Genomic DNA, 25192 nt, shown 5'->3' with positions numbered 1-25192 from the left:
ATCGGGCGGACGCGGTGATTCGGCAAGCGGAAGTTGCGTCAGGCCGCGAGCGGCTTGACCAGAACCACCATCGACAGGGGTGGATCGAGCCGGACCGGGAAGGGCCGGGTCTCGCCGGATGGCGCGTAGCCGTGTCGGACGTACCAGGCGATCAGCTCGGCACGGCGGTCGATCACGGTCATCTCGATGCGAGCGGCGGCGAAGGTATCGCGTGCGGTAGCCTCGGCGGCGGCGACCAGCTGCTTGCCGATGCCGCCCGCCTGAAGCTGCGGATCGACGCAGAGCAGGCCGAGATAGGCGAGGCCGCCGCCGCGGCTCGAAACGTTGACGCAGCCGAGGATCGTGTCGCCGTCGAGGGCGACCAGCAGGCGACTGTCGCCATCGAGCAACGAGCGCAGCGTTTCGAGGTCGGTGCGCTCGCCGGTGACGAGATCGGCTTCGTGAGTCCAGCCCGCGCGGGCGCTGTCGCCGCGATAGGCGCGCTCGACGACAGGATGGAGGGGAGCGAGATCGGCTTCGGTTGCCGGTCGGATGATCGCCATTGTGCCTAGAGCGTCGCCTCGATCTCGCGCGCGGCGAGATCGGGGTCTTCGGCCTGGGTGATCGGGCGGCCGATGACGAGGATCGAGGCGCCGGCGTCGAGCGCCGCGCGCGGAGTGACGATTCGCTTCTGGTCGCCCGAACTGCCGTTGGCGGGGCGCACGCCGGGAATGACGAAGAAGCCGTCCTTCCATGCATCGTGCGCGGCCTTCACTTCCTCGCCCGAGCAGACGATGCCGTCGACGCCTGCCGACTTGGCCAGCTCGGCGAGGCGGACGACCTGCTCGTGCGGATCGGGGGAAAGGCCGATCGAGGTGAGATCGCTGGCGTCGAGGCTGGTGAGCATCGTCACCGCGACTACCTTCGTCCCCATGGGCGCGGCCGCCTTGGCATCCTCGAGCATCGCGCGGCCGCCGGCGGCGTGGACGGTGATGATCGCGGGCTCGAGCGGGCGCAGCGCCTGCACCGCCTTGCCGACCGTATTGGGAATATCGTGGAACTTCAGGTCGAGAAAGATCGGCAGGCCGATATCGGCCATTTCGTGCACGCCCTGCCGGCCATTCGCCATGAAGAATTCCAGGCCGAGCTTGATCCCGCCGACATGGTGGCGGACGCGCTTGGCGATGGTCTTGGCGCGCTCGAGGTCGGGGGTGTCGAGCGCGACATAGATGGGGCTGCTCATGGCGTCACCAGCGGCGGCGCGGAGGGCGTTTCGGGCGGATCGGGCTGGATCGGCATCGCGGGAGCGGGGGCGGTCGCGTGGAGGTTGCGCATCTCCTCGACCGTGCGCTCGAGCATCGCGATCCGCTGACGGCTGCGCCAGCGCACGGTGTGGTAGAGCAGCAGCATCGGCAGGAAGCCGACGAGGAACACGACGAACAGCAGGAAGGGCAGGTTCACGTCGGCGACGAGATTGCTCCACAGCTGAATCTCGACCGGATGCCAGTTGGTGACCGCGAAGGCCGCGATGAGGCCCAGGATCAGGAACCAGAACAATGCCTTCAGAAACTGCATCCGCGCGAATGATCCTTTGTCGTTTCGGGTAGCTTTAGGACGGGCGGGCCGGATTGGCCAGCCTCAGCCGATCTCCGCGCGGAGCTGGGAGAAGAGGGTCGGGATCGCCATGAGACGCGCCTCCTCTTCGTCGAGGATAGCGTGGAAGATCGTCCGCTTGATGGTGTCGAGACGGCCGGGTCCAAGCGTCGCATTGGCGGGGAGGGTGGAGAGAAGGATGTCCACAAGGCGTTCGGCGCCGTGGAGGCGTCCCCAGAGGTAATCATTCTCCCTGTAAGCGCGGCTGAAGAAGGCGCCGAAATTGTTGAACTGCGTGCCCTTGAGCGTGGCGCGCGCACCGCCCTTGCGGATCGAGGTGGCGTCGTCCGGCGAGATGCGATCGACGCGGATAGGGTCGAACTCGTTGAGGCCCTCGCCCTGGAGGAGGGGCAGCGTCGCGATGTCGAAGAAGGGGAAGCCGAGATAGGCGAGCAGCATCGGCCGCCGCATATCCTTCGACAGCGCGCTGAGGCCAGCGGAGAGCCGGGCGTCGGTCTCGTGATCGAGCGTGCGCAGGTCCATGCGCGCGGCAAGACTATCGAGCAGCGCGCCGGCATCGAGATCGGCGGCGCGGATCGCCTCGCGCAGGCCGAGAAAGGGATCGGCGCGCTGACATTCGAGATAGCCGGCGAGCGATTCGTAGATCGCCTCGCGCATCGGCGTGAGCTCGGCATTCTCATGCTCCTGGTCGAGCTCGGTCATCCGCCGCGCGAGCAGGCGCAGGCGGCGGATGCGGAAGCCGAGATCGTGCGCGCGGAGCAGGTCGAGCGTCGCGGGGCTGGCCGAGCCGGGATGGCTGGTGCCGAAATCGTCGGCGCCGCGCCGGACGATCTCAGCGCCGATCGCGTCGCGGATGCGCCGCCAGCGGTCGGGGCCGGGCTGGTCGCCGATCTGGTGGAGATGCGTGGCAATGCGGTCCGCCACGCCCTCGACCTTGAGCATGCCATAGGCGGCGTGACCGTAGCCCGCCTTGGCGGCGGCCGAGACCTGCGCGCGGCTGCGCCAGGCGGACAGGCGCTTGGGCGTCGGATAGTCGAGGAACAGCGTGTAGCCGAACAGCGATTCGACCTGCGCCTCGACTTCGGCGCGGATGCGCTCGACGATCGCCAGCATCCGCTCGATCCGCGCCGAGCGCAGCCCGATCGCCTCCAGATTGTCGCGGATCGGCTGCTGGCGCGGCAGTTCGGACAACGCGCCGATGATCGTCTGGAAAAAGCCGGGATTGTCCGGTGCCTCGCTGTAGAAGCCGAGGCGGTGGCCGGGCGTCGGATCGATGAACACGAAGCGGCGGTCGATCTGGCGCCGCGCGGGCCGCTCCTTGAGCGCGTCGATCGCCGGGCGGAAAGGCGCGTTGGCGAGGACCGATCCGTCGATCAGCGTCGCCTTGTCCGCGGCGCCCGCGGCGTACTGGCGCGGCAGGACATGTTCGAGGAACGCCTCGCGCCCCGGCCAGTCCATGCCGCGCGCGGCGAGGACGGCGTCGAGCTCGCCCACCGTCGCGGGCGGGAAGGCGCCGGGGAAGCTGGAGGTAGCGCGCGCGGCGAAGGCGAGCTCGGCGGGATGGGCGAAGGGTGCGGCGGCGTCGCCATGATCGCTGAACGAGAAGACCAGGCGATGCTCGGTCTCGACCACTTCGGGCGGGGAGTTGAGCTTGAGCCGCTCGGGGTGGCCGCGGAAATCGGTGACGGTGACGAACAGGTCGAGCGGCTGCCCCGCCGGAAGCAGGCGCGGACCGGCGGGCGCCTTCGCCATCGCGTCGAGCGCGTCGAGCATCATGTCGAGCAGTTCCTTGCCGCCGAAGGGCGGTTCGAACCAGCGCGAGCGCACGAACTTCTCGAGCTTGGCGCGAACCTCTTCGCGCGCGCCGGGCTCGACGGTCTCGTCCACGGTGGAGCCCTCGCGGGTGAGCATCCAGGCAATCGGGATCGCCCAGACCTTGGCGAGGCGGTGCGAGGGACCCTGCTCCGGGTTGAGCAATGCCTCGACATCGGCGACCTTGAGCCACAGATCGGTGAGCGGATCGAGCGACTGGCCGGTCGCCGCGGCCTGCGCCAGGAACACGCCGTTGATCCCGCCTGCGCTGGCGCCCGCGACGATATCGACCATCGCGCGCAGATGGATGCCGGTGCTCTCGCCGATCTCGTCGAGCAGGGCGTGGTAGACCGCCTCGCTGCCGGTGCCCGGCGCATCGCCGTCGCGATGCGCGCGGCTGGCGCGGGCGAGGTGCCACACCTCCTTGGTGATGCCGTGCATGTAGACGGCGAGGCTGATCCCGCCATAGCAGACCAGCGCCAGCCGCAGCTCCCGTTCGCGCACCCCGTTCAATTCATTTGCGCTCCAGCGAGGCCCAGACGGGCAGGTGATCCGATGCGGTGCGCGATGCCGGGCTTTCGTGCACGCCGCAATCGGCGACCGAGAGTCCGGGGGAGACCATGATCCGGTCGAGCCGCGCGACCGGGCGGCGGGCGTGGAAGGAACGGCCGGTCTCGGCAAAGGCGAAGTGGCGCGCGAAATCCTTGAGGCAGCCCGACTGGGCGGTCCAGTCGTTGAGATCGCCCATCATCACCGTGGGCATCTTGCGCTCGCTGCTGTCGAGATGGGCGAGGATGGCGTGCGCCTGCCGCCGCCGCCACAGGCCGGACAGGTCGAGATGCATGCCGACCACGCGCAGCGCCTCGCCATGGATGCGCAGGTCGGCCATCACCGCGCCGCGCGGCTCCAGCGCAGGAAGATGGATGATTTCGCAATCGAGGATCTGCGCGTCCTTGCGCACCAGGATGGCGTTGCCGTGCCAACCCATGCTGCCGCTGCGCACGCCGAACTGCACCGCCTTCCACGGGCTGTGCTCGTCGAGCATGTGCGGGGTGATCACGCCCTGTTTCGTGCCGAAGCGGCGGTCGGCCTCTTGCAGCGTGATGACGTCGGCATCGATCTCGCGCAGCACCTCGAGCGTGCGCTCGGGGCGGCGGCGCCGGTCGGTCCCGATCGACTTGCGCATGTTGTAGCTGGCGACCTTCAGCATCGATCCTGTTTGGAGGGTGGGGAGGGCAAGGGCAAGAGATTGGGTTCGCGGAAGTTCAATCCTCCCCCGCCAGGGGGAGGTGTCAGCTGAAAGCTGACGGAGGGGGCGGATGCCAGTACGGGCGTTGGGGTTTCCTCCCCCTCCGACGCCTTCGGCGCCACCTCCCCCTGGCGGGGGAGGATTGGGATGCGGCCTCAGCGCCCGCCAGCCTCCAGCAACCGCCGCGGGGCGACCAGTTCCCAGCTGATCGCGACGCGATCGGCGACGCGGTCCCAATCGATGTCCGGGCGGTCGAGATGCATGCCGATCCAGCCCGACGGGCCGAAATAGGGCGGGCGGTAATAGAGGTCCGGCTCCAGCTCGATCAGCATCGCCTGCTCCTCCGGCCCGCTGGTCTTGACGATCGCGGCGGTGATGTCGTCGCCATGATGATGGTGCCAGAAATAGGCGAACATCTTGCCCTTGGTGATGAAAAAGGCGGGCATGCCGTGGGAGAGCTTCTCGTCCGCCTCGGGCAGGGCGAGCGCGGCGGCGCGGAGCTTGTGGAGCGCCGCTGCCGCCTGAGGGGTCATCTGCCGAGCCATTCCGCGACAATGCGGGGATAAAGGCGATGTTCCTCGGCGAGCACGCGTTCGGCGAGGGTGTCGGGGGTATCGCCGGGGAGAATCGGCACTTCGGCCTGACCCAGCACCTCGCCGCCATCGAGCTCCTCGGTCACGATATGCACCGAGCAGCCGCCGTGACTGTCGCCCGCTTCGATCGCTCGCGCGTGGGTGTCGAGGCCCTTGTATTTGGGGAGCAGCGACGGGTGGATGTTGACGATGCGGCCGCGCCAACGCGCGACGAAATCGTCGGTGAGCAGGCGCATATAGCCGGCGAGGGCAATGGCTTCGACGCCGGCTGCGCGCAGGGCGGTGTCGATCGCGGCTTCGTAATCGGCCTTTGGCATGCCCTTGGGGGATTGGGCGAAGATCGCGATGCCGTGGTCAGCCGCCCAGGCGAGGCCGGGCGCTTCGGGCTTGTCCGAGGCGACCAGCGCGACCTCATAGGGGCAAGCGGGATCGCGCGCGGCATCTGCCAGCGCCATCATGTTGGAGCCGCGGCCGGAGATGAGGATGCCGAGCTTGCGTTTCACCGCCACCGCCCAGCCCGATCATGCCGAAACAATCCTCCCCCGCCAAGGGGAGGTGTCAGCTGCAAGCTGACGGAGGGGGCGGATTCCAGAACGTACGTTGGGGTTTCCTCCCCCTCCGTCGCGCCTCGCGCGCCACCTCCCCCTGGCGGGGGAGGGTTAAGCATTATGCGTTGCGCTCCACGCTGCACGGGCGCTCCACGTCCCGGCGCTGCCCGCGACGGTGCAGCCGCGCTGGCCGGCCTCGATCGCGCCGATGCGGTGGACGGTCTCGCCCGCGGCTTCGAGCGCCTTCGCGACGGTATCGGCCTTGTCCGCCGATACCAGGGCGACCATGCCGATGCCGCAGTTGAAGGTGCGCGCCATCTCTTCCGGCTCGATATTGCCCTGCGCCTGAAGGAACGCCATCAGCCGCGGCTGCGCCCAGGCATCGGCGTCGACGCGGGCGTGGCAGCCATCGGGCAGGACGCGCGGGATGTTCTCGAGCAGGCCGCCGCCGGTGATGTGGGCGAGGCCGTTGATCGCGCCGTCGCGCAGCAGCGGGAGCAGGCTCTTCACATAGATGCGGGTCGGCGCCATCAGCGCGTCGAGCAGGATCGTCTCCTGATCGAACAGCGCGGGGCGATCGAGCTTCCAGCCCTTGTCCGCGGCGAGGCGGCGGACGAGCGAATAGCCGTTGCTGTGCACGCCGGTCGAGGCGAGCCCGAGGATGACGTCGCCCGGCGCGATCTTCTTGCCGTCGAGCAGCCGGTCGCGCTCGACCGCGCCGACGCAGAAGCCGGCAAGGTCATAGTCGCCATCGGCATACATGCCGGGCATCTCGGCGGTCTCGCCGCCGATCAGCGCGCAGCCGGCCTGGATGCAGCCCTCGGCGATGCTCGCGACGACACGCTCGGCGACGCCGTTGACCAGCTTTCCGGTGGCGAAATAGTCGAGGAAGAACAGTGGCTCGGCGCCCTGCACGATCAGGTCGTTGGCGCACATGGCGACGAGATCGATGCCGACGCCCTCGTGATGGTCATGCTCGATCGCCAGCTTGAGCTTGGTGCCGACCCCGTCATTGGCAGCGACCAGCAGCGGATCGGCGAAGCCCGCGGCCTTCAAGTCGAACAGCCCGCCGAACCCGCCGAGATCGGCGTCGGCGCCCGGACGGCGCGTGGAGCGGGCGAGCGGAGCGATCGCCTTGACCAGCGCGTTGCCGGCATCGATCGAGACGCCCGCCTGGGCATAGGTATAGGGCTTGGGATCGGTCATGCGCGTGCGCTTAGCGCCGAGTTGCGAGAATCGGAACTCATAATCCTCCCCCGCCAGGGGGAGGTGGCATGCGAAGCATGACGGAGGGGGCGGAGGCCAGAACGAGAGTTCGGAAATCCTCCCCTCCGACGCCTTGGGCGCCACTTCCCCCTAGCGGGGGCGGATTATCGCGGATAACCCTTGGCTTCGTTCGCCTGCTTCGCCAAAAGGGCGGCGAATGTCGCGTCGCATGTCCCCCGCCTTCGCCACGACCGCCGCCGCCGCGCTGCTCGCCACGGCAGGGTTCGCGCTCGCGCAGGCGGAGAAGGGCGCGCCGAAAGCCGCAGCGGACGCGGGCGACAGCTCGGGCAGCTTCGAGGTCAGCGGAGTCGACATCGACGTGCGCGCCAAGGATGCCGAATCGGCGCGTCTGGGCGGCTGGCGGCTGGCGCAGCGCAAGGCATGGACCATGCTGGCGCAGCGGCTCACCGGCCAGGGATCCACGCTGGGCGATTCGGCGCTGGACGGTCTGGTCACCGGAATCATCGTCGAGCGCGAGCAGATCGGGCCGAACCGCTATGTCGCCAAGCTCGGCGTGCTGTTCGACCGCAACCGATCGGCATCGATCCTGGGCGTGGGCGCGCAGATGATGCGATCGCCCCCGATGCTGCTGATCCCGGTCCAGGTCTCGGGCGGAAGCCATCGCGTGTTCGAGGGAAACAGCGCGTTCGTCGAGGGGTGGAAGCGATTCCGCACCGGCAACAGCGCGATCGACTATGTGCGCCCGGCGGGCAGCGGGCCGGACCGGCTGCTGATGAATGCGGGGCAGATCGGGCGCAACGGCCGCGGCTGGTGGCGCGCGATCCTCGATCAATATGGCGCGGACGACGTGCTGGTGCCGACGGTTGAGCTGCGGCGCAGCTATCCGGGCGGGCCGGTCGTCGGCGTGTTCACCGCCGGGCACGGGCCGGACAATGTGCGGATCGCGCAGTTCGTGCTGCGGGTGAACGACGGCAACGCGCTGCCCGCGCTGATAGACGCCGGGATCCAGCGGATCGACAAGGCCTATCAGGATGCGCTGCGCTCCGGGCGGCTGCGCACCGACCGGCTGCTGGTGACCGAGCCGCCCAAGCCCGAGCTTCCGGTGGAGGAGACGGGCGAGGAAGCGCCGGTCGAGCCGACCGACCTGCCCGTGGCAGCGACCGGCACCGCGCTGACGATCCAGTTCGACACGCCGAGCGTCGCTGCGCTCAACAGCGGCGAAGCGGCGATGCGCGCGGTGCCGGGCGTCACCTCCGCCTCGACCACCAGCATGGCACTGGGCGGCATCTCGCTGATGCGCGTGACCTTTGACGGCAGCCAGGCGTCGCTGTCCGCGGCGTTGCGGGCACGCGGCTGGCAGGTCGAGGAAGGGCCGGGCGTGCTGCGCATCCGCCGCGGCGGCAATGCCCCGGCACCAGCGTCCGCGCCCCCGCCGACGGCCGCCGGGAACAGCATCGACGAATGAGCCAGCTTTCGCTGCCGCTCGACCGGCCAGCCGGCGCGCGTGAGGACAAGTTCCTGATCGGCGAGGGCAATTCCAAGGCAGTCCATATCCTGGAGCATTGGGCGACCTGGCCGGTCATGGCGGCGATCATCACCGGCCCGCGCAAGTCCGGCCGCAGCCTGCTGGCGCGGACGATGGCGATGCGCAGCGGCGGCACGATGATCGACGAGGCCGACCGGCAGAGCGAGACGATGCTGTTCCACGCCTGGAACGAGGCGCAGGCCGCACACAAGCCATTGTTCCTGGTCGCCGACGACGCGCCGCCGGTATGGCAGATCCGGCTGCCCGACCTGCGATCGCGGCTCAACGCCAGTGCGGTAGCGCGGATCGAGCAGCCCGGCGACGTACTGGCGGCGGAGATCCTGCAGCAATTGCTCGACCGTCACGAGATTGTCGCAAATCCCGATGTAGTGGCCTGGATCATGCGGCGGATCGAGCGGGACTATCTGACGATCCTGCGCACTGCGGAGGCGCTGGAGGAGGATGTCAGCCGCCGCCGTAACCGGCGCTTGTCGATCCCGGCGGCGAAGTCCACACTCACCGCGTCCGGCCTGCTCAGGGAGCCGGGCGCGCAACCCTGAACGAGGAAGCATGTCCAGCCGCGCGCAACTGAAGGCAGAAGACGAGGTGCCGAGCGAGGCCGGTGCACGTTACTTCAACCGCGAGCTGAGCTGGCTGGCCTTCAACCGGCGGGTGATGGAGGAGGCGACCAACACGGCGCACCCGCTGCTCGAGCGGTTGCGCTTCCTTTCCATCTCGGGCTCGAACCTCGACGAATTCTTCATGGTTCGTGTCGCCGGCCTCAAGGGCCAGCAGATGCAGGAGGTGGAAGCGCATTCGGCGGACGGGCGCACGCCGGCGCAGCAGCTCGCCGCGATCGTCGAGGATGCCGGCGATCTGGTCGACAGCCAGCAGGCGGTGTGGAACGACATCCGCGGCGAGCTGGGCGATCGCGGGATCGAGGTGCTCGATGCCGACGCGATCGTCGGCGAGGTCGCCGAGTGGATCGAGAATCACTTCCGGCTGCAGATCTTCCCGATCCTGACCCCGCAGGCGCTCGATCCTGCGCACCCGTTCCCGTTCATCCCCAACAAGGGGCTGAGCGTGATCTTCGACCTCGTCCGCCAGACCGACGGCGAGCCGATCCAGGAACTGGTGCTGCTGCCCCCGGCGAGCCCACGCTTCGTGCGCGTGCCGGGCGAGCGCGCTTCATACGTCCCGGTGGAAACGCTGCTTAAGCGTTTCTCTTCACTGCTTTTCCCGGGGTATGACGTCAAGAAGTCGGCGACCTTCCGGGTGCTGCGCGACAGCGATATCGAGCTGGAGGAGGAGGCCGAGGATCTGGTCCTCTATTTCCGCACCGCGATCAAGCGGCGGCGGCGCGGACGCGTCATCCGGCTCGAGATGGAGGAAGGCATCGATCCCGCCCTCGAGGCTGTGCTGCTGGAGGAGCTGGGCGGGAGCGAGGCGCTGCTGACCGAGACCGGCGGCTTCCTGGGCGTCGGCGACCTGTCGATGATCGTCGAGGAGGACCGGCCCGACCTCAAATTCCCGCCCTATGCGCCGCGCTTTCCCGAGCGCATCCGCGAGTTTGGCGGCGACTGCTTCGCGGCGATCAAGGCCAAGGACATCGTCGTCCATCACCCGTACGAGACGTTCGACGTGGTGCTCGCCTTCCTCAAGCAGGCGGCGAGCGACCCCGACGTGGTCGCGATCAAGCAGACGCTGTACCGCGCGGGCAAGCAATCGGCGGTGATCCAGGCGCTGATCGCGGCCGCCGAGGCGGGCAAGTCGGTCACCGCGGTGGTCGAATTGAAGGCGCGGTTCGACGAGGAGCAGAATTTGCTCTGGGCCTCGGCGCTGGAGCGTGCGGGCGTGCAGGTGATCTATGGCTTCACCACCTGGAAGACCCACGCCAAGGTTTCGATGGTGGTGCGGCGCGAGGGCGACGAGTTCCGCACCTACTGCCATTTCGGCACGGGCAATTATCACCCGGTAACCGCGCGAATCTATACCGACCTCAGCTTCTTCACCGCCGATCCGCGGATCGGGCGCGATGCGGCGAAGATCTTCAATTACGTGACCGGCTATGTCGAGCCGGAGGATCTGGAACTGCTGACGGTCTCGCCGCGGCATTTGCGCGACCGGCTGATGAACCTTGTGGACGGCGAGATCGCCAATGCGCTGGCGGGCAAGCCGGCGGCGGTGTGGGCCAAGATGAACTCGCTGGTCGACCCGGCGATGATCGAGAAGCTCTACGAAGCGAGCAACGCCGGGGTCGAGGTCGATCTGGTGATCCGCGGCATCTGTTGCCTGCGGCCGGGGATCGCGGGGATGTCGGAGAACATCACCGTCAAGTCGGTGGTCGGGCGCTTCCTGGAGCACAGCCGCATCTGGGCGTTCGGCAACGGCAAGGCGCTGCCCAATGACGGGGCGAAGCTGTTCATTTCGTCCGCCGACTGGATGCCGCGCAACTTCGACCGGCGCGTGGAGTTCATGCTTCCGATCCTGAACCCCACGGTGCATGATCAGGTGCTGGACCAGGTGATGGTCGCGAACCTGATCGACACCGAGCAGAGCTGGGAGCTGGAAGGCGATGGGCGTTATGTTCGCGAAGATCCCGGTCCCAAGCCGTTCAACCTGCACCGCTATTTCATGACCAACCCGTCGCTGTCGGGCCGCGGCGCGGCGCTGGAGACGAGCGAGGCGGTGCCCAAGCTGTCGTTGCGCCGCTGGCGCGCGGAGCGTAGCGGGTGAGCGTGACCACGCTTCTGTTCCGCAAGCCCCGCGCCGAGCCGATGCCATCCGCGCACCGCACTGCGATCATCGATATCGGCTCCAACTCGATCCGCCTCGTCGTCTATGACGGCGCGGCGCGGCTGCCCGCGACGCTGTTCAACGAGAAGGTGATGGCGGGCCTTGGCCGCTCGCTGACCGAGACCGGGGCGATCGACGAGGCGGCGCTGACCATGGCGACCACCGCGCTCGCCCGTTTCGCGAGCCTCGCGCGTGAGATGGAGGTCGATTCGATTCGCACCGTCGCCACCGCCGCGGTGCGCGAGGCGTCGAACGGCGGCCAGCTGATCGCGATCGCGCAATCTCTTGGGCTCGAGGTCGAATTGCTCTCGGGCGAGGCGGAGGCGCTGGCGGCGGGCTATGGCGTATTGTCAGGGATTCCGGAGGCGGACGGCATCGTCGGCGATCTGGGCGGCGGCTCGCTGGAATTGGTGCGGGTGGTTGCGGGTACGGTGACCGACCGCGTCTCCTTCCCGCTCGGCGTGCTGCGAATCGGCGCGATCCGCGAGAAGGGGAAGGGGACGCTCGACCGGACGGTGGCGATGCTGCTGGCGGAAGCGGGCTGGACCGGGCGGGGCGCAGGGTTGCCCTTCTATCTCGTCGGCGGATCGTGGCGCGCGCTGGCACGGCTCGACATGCATCTGACTGGCTATCCGCTGCCGGTGATCCACGAATATGCGATGCCCGCGGCGACGGTGACGCGGCTCCAGCGCACGATCCAGCAGCTGGGCAAGGGCAAGATCCGTGCGGTGCCGAACCTCTCCTCGGGCCGCATCGCGACGATGGAGGACGCGGCCGCGCTGCTGGGCGTGCTGATCAAGCATCTGGGCAGCCGCGAGACGGTGGCGTCGGCCTTCGGGCTGCGCGAGGGCCTGCTCTACGGTGGCCTGACGGTCGAGCAACGCCAGGAGGATCCGCTGATCGTCGCCGCGCGCGACGAGGCGCAGCGGTCCGGGCGCTTCCCCGAGCATGGCGACTTGCTCGACGCGTGGATTGCCCCATTGTTCGACGACGATGCCGATCTGGCGCGGCTGCGGCATGCGGCGTGCCTGCTGGCCGATGTCGGCTGGCGGGCCAACCCCGAGTTCCGCGCCGAGCGCGGGCTGGAGATCGCGCTGCACGGCAATTGGGTGGGGATCGATGCGCGTGGGCGGGCGCTGCTGGCGCAGGCGCTGTTCACCTCATTGGGCGGCGGGTTCGAATCGCCGCCGCCGATCGGGCAGCTCGCCGGCCTCGACGATCTGGAGCATGCCAAGCTGTGGGGACTGGCGATGCGGCTTGGTCAGCGGCTGAGCGGCGGCGTTGCGGGGCCGCTACGCCGGTCCTCGCTTACCGCAACCAGGGACGAGCTGGTGCTGACGCTGGAGAGCGACGATGCGGCGCTGTACGGCGAGGCGGTCGAGAAGCGCCACCGGGCGCTCGCCGGGGCGCTGGGGTTGACCGCGGCGGTGGAAGTGTAAAGGCCCGTAATCCTCCCCCGCCAGGGGGAGGTGTCGGCGAAAGCTGACGGAGGGGGCGGATGCCAGTACGCGCGCTGGGGTTCCTCCCCCTCCGTCGCGCTTCGCGCGCCACCTCCCCCTGGCGGGGGAGGATTAAAAGCTACCGCCGCTCGCGATCAGCCGCAGCGCACGCTACGGATATTGTTCCGGTGATCGACTTCGATGTTCAGCCGGTCCGAGCGGAAATCCATCGTCACCGGCTGGCCGGGACGGGTCACGCGGACGTCGCGGGCACCGGCGCGGCGCTTGGCGCGCTGGATGATTCCGGGCCTGGCCTCGCGTCCGACAAAGCCCTGCACCGCGCCGGCATTGCACCGGATCGGTCCGGGCATCGGCGTGGGATAGGAGGCGCAGGCCATCAGGCCGGCAGGCAACAGCAGAACGGCGAAGCGGATCATGGCGTCTTCTCCTACTCTTGAGGCTGTTCGGTGCGAGTCATTTTGAGCTTACCATTTCGCACCGTGAACCCCAACCGCCCCTCGACCAGCGCAAGCGCGTCGCGCCCGAACTGCTCGAAGCGCCAGCCTTCGAGGATGGAGAGATTGTCGCGCTGGCCCGCGGCGAGCGCCTCGAGATCGTCCGAGCGCGCGAGCAGGCGCGCGGCGACGTTGATGTCGCGCGCGCGGATCTTGAGCAGGAGCTTGAGCAGGTCGGCGACCAGCGCGCCTTCCTTGCCAAGCGGAAGCTTGCGGTCGTCGCGCGCGGGCATTTCGGAGGCGGGCATCGCAGTTGCGTTCTCGAGCGCCGCCATCAGCCGCCCGCCGATATCGTTGCCTCCCCAGGAGGCGGAAAGGCCGCGCACGCGGGTGAGGTCGCTTTGCTTGCGCGGCGGGTTGGCGGCGAGGTCTGCGATCGTCTCGTCCTTGACGATGCGGCCGCGGGGCAGGTTCTTGCCCTGCGCTTCCTTCTCGCGCCACGCCGCAAGCGCCTTCAAACGTCCCAGCACCTCGGCCTTGCGGCTGGAGATGCGGATGCGCTGCCACGCCTTGTCGGGGTCGTTACGGTAATTTTCCGGATCGGCGATCCGCTCCATTTCCTCGTCGAGCCAGCCGCCGCGACCGGTCTTGCGCAGCTTCTCCAGCATCTTGGGGAAGATTTCGGACAGGTGGGTCACGTCGGCGATGGCATAGTCGATCTGGCGCTTGTCGAGCGGACGGCGCGACCAGTCGGTGAAGCGCGCGCCCTTGTCGACGGTGATGCCGAGATAGGTCTCGACGAGGTTGGAATAGCCGATCTGCTCGCCCTGGCCGAGCGCCATCGCCGCGACCTGGGTGTCGAACAGCGGGTGCGGGGTCTTGCCGGTGAGGTTGTAGACGATCTCGATATCCTGCCCGCCGGCATGGAAGACCTTGAGCACGTCCTCATTGTTGACGAGCAGGTCGAGCAGGGGGGAGAGGTCCAGCCCGTCGGCCATGGGGTCGATCGCTGCGGCCTCGTTGGTGTCGGCGATCTGGATGAGGCAGAGCTCGGGCCAGAAGGTGTTCTCCCGCATGAACTCGGTATCGACCGTGATGAACGGTTGCTGCGCGAGGCGGGTGCAGAGATTGGCGAGACTTGCCGAGTCTTCGATCAGGCCGTGAATGTGCATCGCAGGCCCATAGACGCGCGCGAGCGGGTTGACAAAGGGCTGTGTGGAGGGGAAGCGCGCCACTTTCACAAAGATGTTGAAAGTTGCCATGCACGCCTATCGTTCGCACACTTGCGGCCAGCTGACCGCCGCGCAGGTCGGTGAGACCGTCCGCCTTTCGGGCTGGATCCACCGCAAGCGCGACCATGGCGGCGTGCTGTTCGTCGACCTGCGCGATCATTATGGGGTGACGCAGATCGTCGCGGACAGTGATTCGCCGGCGCTTGCCGTGCTGGAAGGGCTGCGCGTCGAATCGGTCGTGACGATCGATGGCGTCGTGAAGGCGCGTGGCGAAGGGACCGTGAACCCGAACCTTGCGACCGGCGAGATCGAGGTGTTCGCCAAGGGCGTGACGGTGCAGTCGGCGGCGCAGGAACTGCCGATGCCGGTGTTCGGCGACAGCGACTATCCCGAGGAAATCCGCCTGCGGAACCGCTTCCTCGACCTGCGCCGGGACCAGCTGCACGCCAACATCATGCTGCGCAGCCACGTCATCGCGAGCTTGCGCAAGCGGATGATCGATCAGGGCTTCACCGAGTTCCAGACGCCGATCCTGACCGCGTCGTCGCCCGAGGGCGCGCGCGACTATCTGGTGCCGAGCCGCGTGCATCCGGGCAAGTTCTACGCGCTCCCGCAGGCGCCGCAGATGTTCAAGCAGCTGCTGATGGTCGCGGGCTTCGACCGCTATTTCCAGATCGCGCCCTGCTTCCGCGACGAGGATGCGCGTGCCGACCGTAGCCCGGGCGAGTTCTACCAGCTCGATTTCGAGATGAGCTACGTCACCCAGGATGACGTGTTCGCGGCGATCGAGCCTGTGCTGCACGGCGTGTTCGAGGAGTTCGCCGACTGGCAGGGCAAGGGGCGCACGGTCAGCCCGCTGCCGTTCAAGCGCATCCCGTACCGGGAATCGATGCTGAAATACGGCAATGACAAGCCGGACCTCAGGAACCCGATCCTGATTTCGGATGTGAGCAAGCATTTCGAGGGCTCGGGCTTCGGGCGTTTCGCCTCGATCGTCGAAGCGGGCGATGTGGTGCGCGCGATTCCCGCGCCGGGCACCGCGGGCCAGAGCCGCAAATTCTTCGACGACATGAATGCCTGGGCGCAGAGCGAGGGCTTTGCGGGCCTGGGCTATGCGACGCGCAAGGGCGGCGAGTTCGGCGGGCCGATCGCCAAGAACCATGGCGAAGTCGGCATGCGCGAGCTGGCCGAGGCGCTGGGGCTTGGGCCGGACGACGGCGTGTTCTTCGCCGCGGGCAGGGAAGCGCAGGCGGCGAAGCTCGCCGGTCTCGCGCGCACCCGCGTCGGCGAGCAGCTGGGGCTGATCGACAAGAGCCGGTTCGAATTCTGCTGGATCGTCGACTTCCCGATGTTCGAGTATGACGAAGACGCGAAGAAGATCGACTTCAGCCACAACCCGTTCAGCATGCCGCAGGGCGAGCTCGAGGCGCTGGAGACCAAGGACCCGCTCGACATCCTCGCCTGGCAGTATGACATCGTCTGCAACGGCATCGAGCTGTCGTCGGGCGCGATCCGGAACCATCGTCCGGAGATCATGTACAAGGCGTTCGAGATCGCCGGGTACAGCCAGCAGGAGGTGGACACCAACTTCGCGGGCATGATCAACGCGTTCAAGTACGGCGCGCCGCCGCATGGCGGATCGGCGCCGGGCGTCGACCGCATCGTGATGCTGCTGGCCGATCAGCCCAACATCCGCGAGGTGATCGTCTTCCCGATGAACCAGAAGGCCGAGGACCTGATGATGCAGGCGCCGTCCTTCGTCAGCGACAAGCAGCTCAAGGAGCTGCACATCCGGCTTGCGCCGGGCGTCGCACCCGCGGAATAAGGTTCCCACAAGGGCAGGCGGATCACCGCTGCCTATTGGAGGGACTTGATGCTCGACGGATCGGGAATGGCGGCGCGGCAGCGCGTGGAAGCGACGATCGGCCTCGCCGACCTGTTCACCATCGGCATCGGCCCGTCGAGTTCGCACACCGTCGGCCCGATGCGTGCGGCGTACGCATTCTCCGAAGCGGCGATGGATCGCGGCATCCCGGTGTCGGTGTCGTGCGAGCTGTTCGGGTCGCTGGCGCTCACCGGCAAGGGCCACGGCACCGATACCGCCGTGATCCTGGGCCTGGCCGGGCATCAGCCGGAGAGCGTCGATCCCGATGCGGTGGCGAGCATCGTCGCGACGATCCAGTCGGAGCAGCGCCTGTCGCTGGGCGGGCAGGTGCCGGTACCGTTCGTCGAAGGCACGCACCTGATCTTCCGTTCGGACCGCTTCCTGCCCGCGCACCCCAACGGCATGCGCTTCGTCGCGCACTATCCCGACGGCGAGCCGTACGAGACCTTCTGGTACTCGATCGGCGGCGGCGCGGTGGTCGAGGGCGGGTGCGAGGCGCCGCGGTCGAACGTGACGCTGCCGATGAACTTCTCCTCGGGCGCCGAGCTGCTCGCGGTGGCGGAGGAGAAGGGCGTGTCGATCGCCGACATCGTCCGCGCCAACGAGGCCGCGTGGCGCGACGATGCCGAGACCGACGCCTTTCTCGATTCGCTGCGCGCGGCGATGTCGGCGTGCATCGAACGCGGGATGCGCGGTGAGGGGGAGCTGCCCGGCGGGCTCAAGGTCAAGCGGCGCGCGCGGGATCTGCATCAGCGGCTAGTGGCGCGTGGGCCTCGCGCGGACCCCTCGCTGGTGTTCGACTGGGTGAGCTTGTGGGCGCTGGCGGTGAACGAGGAGAACGCCGCGGGCGGCCGCGTCGTCACCGCGCCGACCAATGGCGCAGCGGGCGTGATCCCGGCGGTGCTGCGCTATTACGAGACCTTCTGCGCCTCGCCCACGCCGGCTGGAGCGCGCACCTTCCTCCTCACCGCGGCGGCGATTGGCTTCCTCTACAAGAAGCGCGCATCGATCTCCGCTGCCGAGATGGGCTGCCAGGGCGAGGTCGGCGTCGCCTGCTCGATGGCTGCGGCAGGCCTCGCGGCGGCGCTGGGCGCGACCAATGCGCAGATCGAGAATGCCGCCGAGATCGGCATGGAGCATAATCTCGGCCTCACCTGCGACCCGATCGGGGGCCTTGTCCAGATCCCGTGCATCGAGCGCAACACGATGGGCGCGATCAAGGCGATCAACGCGGCATATCTGGCGATGCACGGCGACGGCAGCCATGTCGTCAGCCTCGACGCCGTGATCGAGACGATGCGCCAGACCGGCGAGGATATGCGGTCGAAATACAAGGAAACCGCGCAGGGCGGGTTGGCGGTCAACGTGGTGGCGTGCTGAAATCGCCGCGATGGCGACTCGCACCCTCGACAAGTTCGTGCGTCGCTACACCACGCTGTCGAGCGCGCGCGACACGCTGGTGCACCAGCGGCTGGTGCTGCTGAGCCCGGCCAAGTGGGACGACACCAACGATGTCGAATTCATGGAGCTGTATCGCGCGCAGGCCGGGGCGAAGTCAGTGCTGGCGCTGTGCTGCGCGATGGCGAGCGAGACCTATCATCACTGGCGGGTGTTCACCCAGGGGATGGAGGGCGTGTGCATCGAGTTCGAGAAGGCCGCGCTGGAAGCCGCGGTGCGTGGGCATGGCGTGATCGCCGGTCCGGTCGATTATCTGCGCGTGCGCGACCTGGAAGCGCTGACGCCGCACGAGGCCCGTCGCCTGCCGTTCGTGAAGCGGGAAGGCTATAGCGACGAGCGCGAATGGCGGATCGTCGCGACCTGTGCCGAGGAGCCCAGGCTGACGCTTCCGATCGCGATCGATCTTGGCTCGATCACCCGGCTGGTGCTCAACCCGTGGATGCCGCCCGTGCTCGCGGACAATCTGCGCGCGATCATCCGCGGGCTGCCGGGCTGCGGCAGGCTCAAGATCGAGGCTTCGGCGCTCACCAACAGCGATCGGTGGAAGGCGGCGGGGAAGAAGATCGCTGGGGCGGCGTAAACGGCTACGGCTTCATAATCCTCCCCCGCCAGGGGGAGGTGGCATGCGAAGCATGACGGAGGGGGAGGATTGCACCACATCCGTTGGGGAGTCCGCCCCTCCGTCGCCTGCGGCGCCACCTCGAGGATAGGGAACGATCAGAACTGGAAGCGCAGCGTGGCACGAACATTCCGGGGTTCGCCATAGACATAGCCGGCGAACCAGAGATTGTTGTTGAAGTAGCTTTTGTCGAACAGATTGTTGACGTTGAGCTGCAGCGAGACATTGTCGTTCAGCTTGTAGCGCGCCATCGCGTTGACCAGCAGATAGGCGGGCTGACCGACATTCTCGCGGACATTGGTCGCCGGGTTGACCCCGGTCTTGGGCGGCTCGCTCTCCCAGCGCAGCGACCCGCCGAGGCTGAAGCCGTCGAGCATGCCGCGGAAGTCGTAACGGGTAGCCATGCGCAGGATGCGGCGCGGGTGATGCGCCTGCACCTGATCGCCATTGGCGTCCTTGGCACGGAACGCGCTCCAGCCGAGGCTGAGGTCCCAGCCTTCGATCACTTCGCCGGCCAGTTCGGCCTCATAGCCTTCCGAGACCGTGCCCCGCGCCGGGCGCATCGCCGGGTTGGTGGTGCCGGGGATGAAGAACCCTTCGTCGACCACCGCGAAATTGTCCTGCTCAATACGGAAGATCGCGGCCGAGGCGCGCAGGCGGCCGTTCAGCCACTCGCCCTTTAGGCCTGCCTCATAGCTGTTGCCGACGACCGGGGGCAGATAATCGCCGTCGCGGTCCCTGGCGTCCTGCGGATTGAAGATGCTGGTGTAGCTCGCATAGGCGGAGAGGTTGCCGGTCACGTCGAACACGAGGCCTGCATAGGGCGTGACACGACCCTCGTGGCGGATGGTGTAGGCAGCGGGGGTATAGAGTGCCACCTCCTCGTTGCGTTCCCACCAGCTGACGCGCGCGCCCGCGATCAGCTTGAGCGGATCAAGCAGCTGGAGCCGGGTGGCGGCGTAGAGGGCATATTGCTCCGTCGTGCCGAAGCCGCTCATGCGATAGCGGTCGCCCCATTCGGGCTCGGGATAGGCAGCGCCGTCCCACTGGTTGAAATCGCCGATTGGTGCCACGGTGGCGGGATCGGGATCACGATTGGTCCAGCCGCCGGTAAGATGGCGGTAATTGGCGCCGACGATCAGCTCGTGCTCGCGGCCCAGCAGGCCGAAATTGCCGCGGGTGGAGAGGCTGGCATTCCACTGCTTGGGCCGCGATTCGTACCAGTAGCCCTCGGCGGTCATGCCGATTCCGGTGACGCGGTCGGGATAGCCGCCGGTCCAGAGCAGTTTCGATTCCTCGAACTGCTCATGATAGCTGACGTCGGCGCGCAGCGACCAGCTGTTGCCGAGCCGCTGCTCGACCGTGAGGAAGGCGGTCTTCTCGACCGTATCCCACAGATTCCAGCCCGCGCCGGTGGTCTTGGAGCGCTGCCAGTTCGTGCGCGATCCATCGCTGTACCAATAGGGCAGCTGGCCCCATAGCGTGCCGTCGCGGTCGTCGCGCTGGTAGCTCGCGCCAATGCTGAGGCGGGTGTTGGTGCCGAGATCGGCGTCGATCACGCCATAGACGAGCCAGGTCTTCGACTTCTCGATATCGACGAACGAATCCTGCCTGGCATATTGCGCGACGAGGCGCCCGCGCACCGAACCGTCCGAAGTGAGCGGCACGGTGATGTCGCCGGTCACGGCGAAGCGGTTCCACGATCCGCCCTCCAGGTCGAGCGTGCCGGTCAGTGCGCTCGAAACGGCATGCTTGCGCACGAGGTTGATCGTCGCCGAAGGCTCACCGGCGCCCTGCAGAAGGCCGTTGGCACCACGGATCACCTCGATCCGCTCGAAGATCGCGCTGCTGTTTTTCTCAAGCCCGATATTGCCGGTGACGAAGGGGGCGCCGTCGAGCTGGTAGTTGGTGATATCGAAGCCGCGCGCCGCGAGCGTGTTGCGGCCGCGGTCCACCGCTTTGACCGAGATGCCGGTGGTGTAGGCGAGCGCATCGCCGACATTGATCGCGGCCTGATCCTCGAGCTGCTCGCGGGTGATGATGCTGATCGACTGGGGCGTCTGGCGCGGGGAGAGGTCAAGGCCGGTAGCGAGCGTGTTCTTCTGCTCGCCGCGGCCATAGACGACGATCTCCTCGGACTTCTGCTTCTCGTCCGCCGCAGTCTGCTCCTGTCCCGCGAGCGCGGCCGCGGGCACGGTCAGCACCAGGGCGGCAGTGGCCAGCAAGCGGCAAGTCGTCTTCATGGAAAACCCCCTGTACTTGGCTGCGAAGATCGCCGGACAGGGGCGGGCAGCGCGTTGCGCACGCCCTGAGCATGTCAGCTATTGCGAGTCAATATTAATTGAGGCGAGTCAGCCGGGGTAGCTGATCTCCATCACCTCATATTCCCTCTCTCCCGACGGGAGCATCACGCGGCGCAGGTCGCCAGTGGCGGCACCGCGCAGCGCGCGGGCAAGCGGGGCGTTCCAGCCGACCAGACCCTTGCCCGCGTCCGCCTCGTCATCGCCGACGAAGGTGAGGGTGCGGTGATTGTCGTCCTCGTCGGCGATGGTGACGGTGGCACCGAACCAGATGCGGCTGCGGTCCTCCTGCCGGGCCGGATCGATCACCTTGGCCGCCTTCATCCGCTTCGACAGCCAGCCCAGCCGCCGGTCGATCTCGCGCAGGCGCTTACGGCCGTAGATGTAATCGCCATTCTCCGAACGGTCACCGTTCCCGGCCGCCCAGGCGATCGTCTCGACCAGCTTCGGGCGCTCGCCGCCGAACAGCGCGTCATACTCGGCCTTGAGCGCCGAATAGCCCGCAGGGGTGATGTAGTTGGGACGATCCATGCTCATGCGAGGCTGCGGCCCATAGAGATGCGCGGCTCCTGCGCATAGCCCATCAGCGCCCAGAAACGCGCGGCTTCGTCATTGCCGGCGCGGACCTGGAGGTTGAGCTTGGTGCAGCCCCTTGTGGCGAGTTTCTTCTCGGCGGCGCGCACCAGCCTGGTGCCGATCCCGCAACGGCGGGCATTGGGGTGCACCGCGAGCTTGTAGAGCCAGCCCCGATGCCCGTCATAGCCGGCGAGGATCGTGCCGAGCACCCGCCCGCCCTCGACCGCGACGAGGAACAGATCGCGCTGGACGGCGAGCTTCTGCGGGATCGCGACCGGGGCGTGGCTGTGCGGCGGGTCTTCGGGGAAGACGGCGCGCCACAGCGCATCCACCTCCGCGAACTGCGTCTCGTCGTACGACACGACCTCGATCAACCGGGGCGGCTCTTGCCGAGATACCAGCTGAGATGCGCAGGGCCGCGCGAGCGGGCATAGTTGGGATGCAGCAGGTCGTAGACCACGGCATTCTCGAGCACGCGCTGGACGTAGTTCTTGGTCTCGTAGATCGGGATCGCCTCGACCCAATCGACCATCTCGATGCTGCCGGTGCGCGGGTCGCCATTGGCGCGGAGCCACTTGTTCACATTGCCCGGCCCGGCATTGTAGGCGGCGACCGCGAGCGGGTAGTTGCCGCCATAATAGCTCAGCATCCGCTGGAAATAACTCGAGCCCAGGCGGATATTGTAATCGGTGTCCGCGGTCAGCGAGGACATATTGTAGCCAAGGCCGAGCTTGCCGGCGGTCTCGCGCGCGGTGCCCGGCATCAGCTGCATCAGCCCGCGCGCGCCGGCATGGCTCACCGCCTGCTTGTCGAACTGGCTTTCCTGCCGCGCGATGGCGTGGATGATCGTGAAATAGCTTTCCTGCCCCGGAGGCACACGCACCGAGGGGTAGCCCGCGACGGTATAGTCGCTGAGGCCGTTGAGCAGCGCGCTGCGGCCGACCATCACGCCCAGATCGGGACGGCCGATGCTGCGCGAGAGTTCGGTGGCGAGGACATGGTCCTCGGCGCTGGTCGCGTCGGCGGCGATCTGGCGCAGGAACAGGCTCTGGTCCTGCCAGCGGCCGAGCGTGCCGAGCAGCCGCGCGGCCTGAACCACCTCGCGATTGTAGAAGGCGGTGCGCGCGGCGGAGGAGGCGCGGGTGCCGTCGAACGCTGGCGGCGCCTTGAGCGCACGGCTCATCCGCTCGGCGGCGAGCTGGCCGTAATAGAGATCCGAAAAGGCGGCGGCGCGCTCGTAATAGCCCTGCGCCGCGGCCTGCTGCCCGGCGGCCTCGGCGGCGCGGCCGGCCCAGTAGAGTCCCTTGGACTGAGTCGTGGGCGTGCGGCTGCCGCGCGAATAGCGGTCGAACATCATCACCGCATCGGCCGGGCGGCGCAGCTTCTGCATCGCCACGGTGCCGGCGAGCCAGACCAGGCTGGTATAGTCGTCGCGAATGCCAAGACCCATCGCGGCGACATCGGCGCCAGGCGGGAGCGCATCGTCGACCTGGGATGCGATGGAATAAGCCAGGCTGTACTGGCCGTCGCTTTCCGCGGCGCGGGCGTTGACGAGCAGGACCTCGTACCATTCCTCGACATTGCCCGGCAGCGTGGCGAGGCTGCGCGGGCGGGCGAGGAGCGAGCGCGCCGACCCGCTGGCGCCGTTGTTGCGGAACCACATGGCGCGGTCGGCGATGAAGCCGGGATCGCGCGCGCCGAGTGCCTCGGCCGAGGCCGCCCTGGCCTGCGCGTCGGGCCAGTTGCTCTGCATCGCGAGCCGGGCATCGAACAGCGGACGGTTCTGGGGCGAGGTATAGGCGATCTGCCGTGCGGCGGCGGCGCGGGCGTCCTGCCACAACAGCGCGTCCATCCGCGCATCGTGATCCGCCGCGGTCAGCGCGCCGGGGAAGCCCGACAGCACCGCGCTCTCATCGGTCGGACGGAGCGCGCCGCTGCGCCAGGCACGACGGGCCTGCTCGTTCGCCTCGGCACGGCGGCCAGAGGCCGCGAGCGCCTCGGCATAGCGGATACGGCCGGCCGCGGTTGCGGGCGGGAAGCGCTCGAAGAAGCGGACGACCAGCGACGGCGCCTCGGCGCCGGAGGTCAGCGAGGTCTCGGCCGCCGCGCGGCGGCTCGTCTCGCCCGGCCAGCCGGGATGCGCGAGCAGGAAATTGGCGTAATCGGTGAACGGCCAGCGGTCCGACTGCTGCAGCCGCTTCCACTGGTCGAGATTATACTGAAGCCCGGAGCTGACGGGCGGGGCAAAACTCTGGGAAGAGGTGGTCAGCGCGGCAAGCTGAGCCCCCGCGCGCTCGAAGCCATCCTGCACGACCTGGGAAGAGACCGCGACACCCGATACGCCGGCGAGCAGAAGCCCGCTCCTGAACAAAGAGGCAAGCATGCTGGACATGATACGCACACGAAGCCTATTGGCCACCCCGAAATTTCGGAAGATTGGGGCTTTTTGGCGCATATGTTCACCGGTTCGATCCCCGCCCTGATCACCCCTTTCCGCAACGGCGACTTCGCCGAGGACGTGTTCCGCGACTTCGTCGAATGGCAGATCGCCGAAGGCTCGTCGGCGTTGGTGCCGGTCGGCACCACGGGCGAGGCGGCGACGCTGACCAAGGACGAGCATTTCGAGGTGGTGCGCGTGTGTGCCGACCAGGTGCGCGGCCGCGTGCCGGTAATCGCGGGCACGGGCTCCAACGACACGCGCGTCGCGATCGGCAACGTCAAGGCCGCGAAGGAAGCCGGCGCCGATGCGGTGCTGATGGTGCCGCCCTATTACAATCGCCCGAGCCAGGAAGGCATCTTCCGTCATTTCGAGGCGGTCGCCGCCGAATGCGAGCTGCCGATCATCCTCTACAACGTGCCGGGCCGCACGGTGACCGACATCCAGCCCGAGACGGTGATCCGCATCGTGCAGGCCTTCCCGGGCAAGTTCGTCGCGATCAAGGACGCCACCGGCGATCTAGCGCGCGTCTCGAAGCATCGCGCCGCGCTGCGGGCAGGCTTTACGCAGCTTTCGGGCAATGATGAGACCGCGCTTGCGTTCAACGCGATGGGCGGGGTGGGGTGCATCTCGGTCGCGGCCAACGTCGCGCCGAAGCTGTGCGCGCAGTTCCAGGCGGCGTGGGCCGAAGGCGACACCGCGCTGGCGCTCGCGCTGCACGACCGGCTGTTCGCGTTGCACCTGGCGCTGTTCACCGACGCCTCGCCGGGGCCGGTCAAGTACGCCGTGAACAAGCTGCGGCCCGAGATTTCGGCCGAACTGCGGCTACCGATGGTCGAGCCGAGCGAGGCGAGCAAGGCGGCGGTGGACGCGGCGATGAAGGCGGCGGGGATTATCTGACGCTGGCGGCTTTCCCTTTTCCGTCAGCGGGCCTACATCGCCCCTCCTTATGGCCCGCCCGCGTCCCACCGAATTCGACAAGAAGAAGATCGTCGCCGAGAACCGCAAGGCGCGGTTCGAGTATTTCATCGAGGATACCTATGAAGCCGGCATCGCGCTTCAGGGCACCGAGGTGAAGGCGCTGCGCTTCGGCGAGGGATCGATCGCGGAGAGCTATGCCGAGATCCGCGGCGAGCAGGCGTGGCTGGTCAACGCCAACATCCCCGAATTCAGCCATGGCAACCGCTTCAACCACGAGCCGAAGCGTCCCCGTAAATTGCTCCTTCATCTGCGGCAGATAGAGAAGCTGCACGGCGCGGTAGCGCGCGAGGGGATGACCCTGGTGCCGCTGTCGATCTACTTCAACTCGCGCGGTCGCGCGAAGGTGGAGCTGGCGCTGGCGAAGGGCAAGAAAACTCACGACAAGCGCGAGTCGATCAAGGAGCGGGACTGGAAGCGTGAACAGGGAAGGCTCCTCCGCGACCGTGGCTAAGCGGACCTTCTGGGAC

The 25192-nt window shown here is 67.7% G+C and carries 23 protein-coding genes; 9 read left to right on the top strand and 14 right to left on the bottom strand.

Translation table 11 applies throughout. The annotated features are described in order from the left end of the window. Positions 1–38: 38 nt before the first annotated feature. From VGD28_RS03890 to purM, 8 genes are all read right to left on the bottom strand, one after another. Positions 39–542, bottom strand: coding sequence for a GNAT family N-acetyltransferase (locus VGD28_RS03890; RefSeq protein WP_331027005.1), 504 nt, complete (start codon positions 540–542; stop codon positions 39–41). A 5-nt stretch (positions 543–547) separates the two neighbouring features. Beyond that, the gene (pyrF, locus tag VGD28_RS03885) at positions 548–1222 is read right to left on the bottom strand and encodes an orotidine-5'-phosphate decarboxylase (protein WP_331027004.1); all 675 of its coding nucleotides are present in this window, start codon (positions 1220–1222) and stop codon (positions 548–550) included. Further along, on the bottom strand, positions 1219–1554 hold the full coding sequence (locus tag VGD28_RS03880; protein ID WP_331027003.1) for a lipopolysaccharide assembly protein LapA domain-containing protein: 336 nt from the start codon (positions 1552–1554) through the stop codon (positions 1219–1221). Before VGD28_RS03880 ends, pyrF begins: the two co-directional genes overlap by 4 nt. Before the next feature lie 63 nt (positions 1555–1617). Next, on the bottom strand, positions 1618–3909 hold the full coding sequence (locus VGD28_RS03875; protein ID WP_331027002.1) for a patatin-like protein: 2292 nt from the start codon (positions 3907–3909) through the stop codon (positions 1618–1620). Between the two features lie 10 nt (positions 3910–3919). Continuing rightward, entirely contained in the window at positions 3920–4615 is a 696-nt protein-coding gene (locus VGD28_RS03870) for an endonuclease/exonuclease/phosphatase family protein (protein WP_331027001.1), read from the bottom strand. A gap of 194 nt (positions 4616–4809) precedes the next feature. Next, positions 4810–5187 carry an MmcQ/YjbR family DNA-binding protein gene (locus VGD28_RS03865; protein ID WP_331027000.1) on the bottom strand — a complete coding sequence of 126 codons (378 nt, stop codon included), beginning with the start codon at positions 5185–5187 and terminating at the stop codon, positions 4810–4812. Further along, a complete protein-coding gene (gene purN / locus VGD28_RS03860) occupies positions 5184–5705 on the bottom strand; it encodes a phosphoribosylglycinamide formyltransferase (RefSeq protein ID WP_331027058.1) in 522 nt (173 codons plus the stop codon). Before purN ends, VGD28_RS03865 begins: the two co-directional genes overlap by 4 nt. A 201-nt stretch (positions 5706–5906) precedes the next feature. Beyond that, on the bottom strand, positions 5907–7001 hold the full coding sequence (purM, locus tag VGD28_RS03855) for a phosphoribosylformylglycinamidine cyclo-ligase (RefSeq protein WP_331026999.1): 1095 nt from the start codon (positions 6999–7001) through the stop codon (positions 5907–5909). A 229-nt stretch (positions 7002–7230) separates the two neighbouring features. Between purM and VGD28_RS03850 the strand changes: the two genes are divergently transcribed. Genes VGD28_RS03850 through VGD28_RS03835 form a run of 4 tightly spaced genes read left to right on the top strand, consistent with a single transcriptional unit; the run spans position 7231 to position 12782 of the window. Next, entirely contained in the window at positions 7231–8487 is a 1257-nt protein-coding gene (locus VGD28_RS03850; protein WP_331026998.1) for a heavy-metal-associated domain-containing protein, read from the top strand. After that, positions 8484–9107 (top strand): DnaA ATPase domain-containing protein, encoded by a 624-nt coding sequence (locus VGD28_RS03845; protein WP_331026997.1) that lies wholly within the window; start codon positions 8484–8486, stop codon positions 9105–9107. The genes VGD28_RS03850 and VGD28_RS03845 overlap by 4 nt, the downstream gene beginning before the upstream one ends. Before the next feature lie 10 nt (positions 9108–9117). Further along, complete coding sequence (locus tag VGD28_RS03840) at positions 9118–11283, top strand: RNA degradosome polyphosphate kinase (protein WP_331026996.1); 2166 nt, start codon at positions 9118–9120, stop codon at positions 11281–11283. A 41-nt stretch (positions 11284–11324) separates the two neighbouring features. Next, complete coding sequence (locus VGD28_RS03835; protein ID WP_331027057.1) at positions 11325–12782, top strand: Ppx/GppA family phosphatase; 1458 nt, start codon at positions 11325–11327, stop codon at positions 12780–12782. A 155-nt stretch (positions 12783–12937) separates the two neighbouring features. Here VGD28_RS03835 and VGD28_RS03830 read toward each other — a convergent pair whose 3' ends face one another. Together VGD28_RS03830 and rnd are read right to left on the bottom strand one after the other, a co-directional pair. Further along, positions 12938–13219 carry an I78 family peptidase inhibitor gene (locus VGD28_RS03830; RefSeq protein ID WP_331026995.1) on the bottom strand — a complete coding sequence of 94 codons (282 nt, stop codon included), beginning with the start codon at positions 13217–13219 and terminating at the stop codon, positions 12938–12940. A gap of 11 nt (positions 13220–13230) precedes the next feature. Next, positions 13231–14409, bottom strand: coding sequence for a ribonuclease D (rnd, locus tag VGD28_RS03825; RefSeq protein WP_331027056.1), 1179 nt, complete (start codon positions 14407–14409; stop codon positions 13231–13233). 88 nt (positions 14410–14497) lie between these two features. On the opposite strand from rnd, the gene aspS reads away from it, so the two are divergent. From aspS to VGD28_RS03810, 3 genes are read left to right on the top strand one after another with little or no spacing between them, the layout of a single operon-like run. Beyond that, the gene (gene aspS / locus VGD28_RS03820) at positions 14498–16294 is read left to right on the top strand and encodes an aspartate--tRNA ligase (protein ID WP_331027055.1); all 1797 of its coding nucleotides are present in this window, start codon (positions 14498–14500) and stop codon (positions 16292–16294) included. 48 nt (positions 16295–16342) lie between these two features. Beyond that, the gene (locus tag VGD28_RS03815; protein WP_331026994.1) at positions 16343–17734 is read left to right on the top strand and encodes an L-serine ammonia-lyase; all 1392 of its coding nucleotides are present in this window, start codon (positions 16343–16345) and stop codon (positions 17732–17734) included. 10 nt (positions 17735–17744) lie between these two features. Next, complete coding sequence (locus tag VGD28_RS03810; protein WP_331026993.1) at positions 17745–18392, top strand: DUF2971 domain-containing protein; 648 nt, start codon at positions 17745–17747, stop codon at positions 18390–18392. 137 nt (positions 18393–18529) lie between these two features. Here VGD28_RS03810 and VGD28_RS03805 read toward each other — a convergent pair whose 3' ends face one another. The 4 genes from VGD28_RS03805 to VGD28_RS03790 all read right to left on the bottom strand — a co-directional run bounded on the left by VGD28_RS03805 (position 18530) and on the right by VGD28_RS03790 (position 23690). Continuing rightward, entirely contained in the window at positions 18530–20674 is a 2145-nt protein-coding gene (locus tag VGD28_RS03805; protein ID WP_331026992.1) for a TonB-dependent siderophore receptor, read from the bottom strand. A gap of 108 nt (positions 20675–20782) precedes the next feature. Further along, a complete protein-coding gene (gene greB, locus VGD28_RS03800) occupies positions 20783–21262 on the bottom strand; it encodes a transcription elongation factor GreB (RefSeq protein WP_331027054.1) in 480 nt (159 codons plus the stop codon). Positions 21263–21264: 2 nt separating this feature from the next. Beyond that, positions 21265–21681 (bottom strand): GNAT family acetyltransferase, encoded by a 417-nt coding sequence (locus VGD28_RS03795; protein ID WP_331026991.1) that lies wholly within the window; start codon positions 21679–21681, stop codon positions 21265–21267. Beyond that, positions 21678–23690 (bottom strand): lytic transglycosylase domain-containing protein, encoded by a 2013-nt coding sequence (locus tag VGD28_RS03790; RefSeq protein ID WP_331026990.1) that lies wholly within the window; start codon positions 23688–23690, stop codon positions 21678–21680. The genes VGD28_RS03795 and VGD28_RS03790 overlap by 4 nt, the downstream gene beginning before the upstream one ends. Before the next feature lie 72 nt (positions 23691–23762). On the opposite strand from VGD28_RS03790, the gene dapA reads away from it, so the two are divergent. Then, positions 23763–24644, top strand: coding sequence for a 4-hydroxy-tetrahydrodipicolinate synthase (gene dapA / locus VGD28_RS03785; RefSeq protein WP_331027053.1), 882 nt, complete (start codon positions 23763–23765; stop codon positions 24642–24644). Between the two features lie 49 nt (positions 24645–24693). Further along, positions 24694–25176: an SsrA-binding protein SmpB gene (smpB, locus tag VGD28_RS03780; RefSeq protein ID WP_331026989.1), complete on the top strand. Its 483-nt coding sequence runs from the start codon at positions 24694–24696 to the stop codon at positions 25174–25176. Positions 25177–25192 lie beyond the last annotated feature (16 nt).

Origin of the sequence: Sphingomonas sp. (assembly GCF_036402235.1) — a bacterium.
GTDB lineage: Bacteria > Pseudomonadota > Alphaproteobacteria > Sphingomonadales > Sphingomonadaceae > Sphingomonas.
This window is presented reverse-complemented; position numbering and strand designations above follow the sequence as displayed.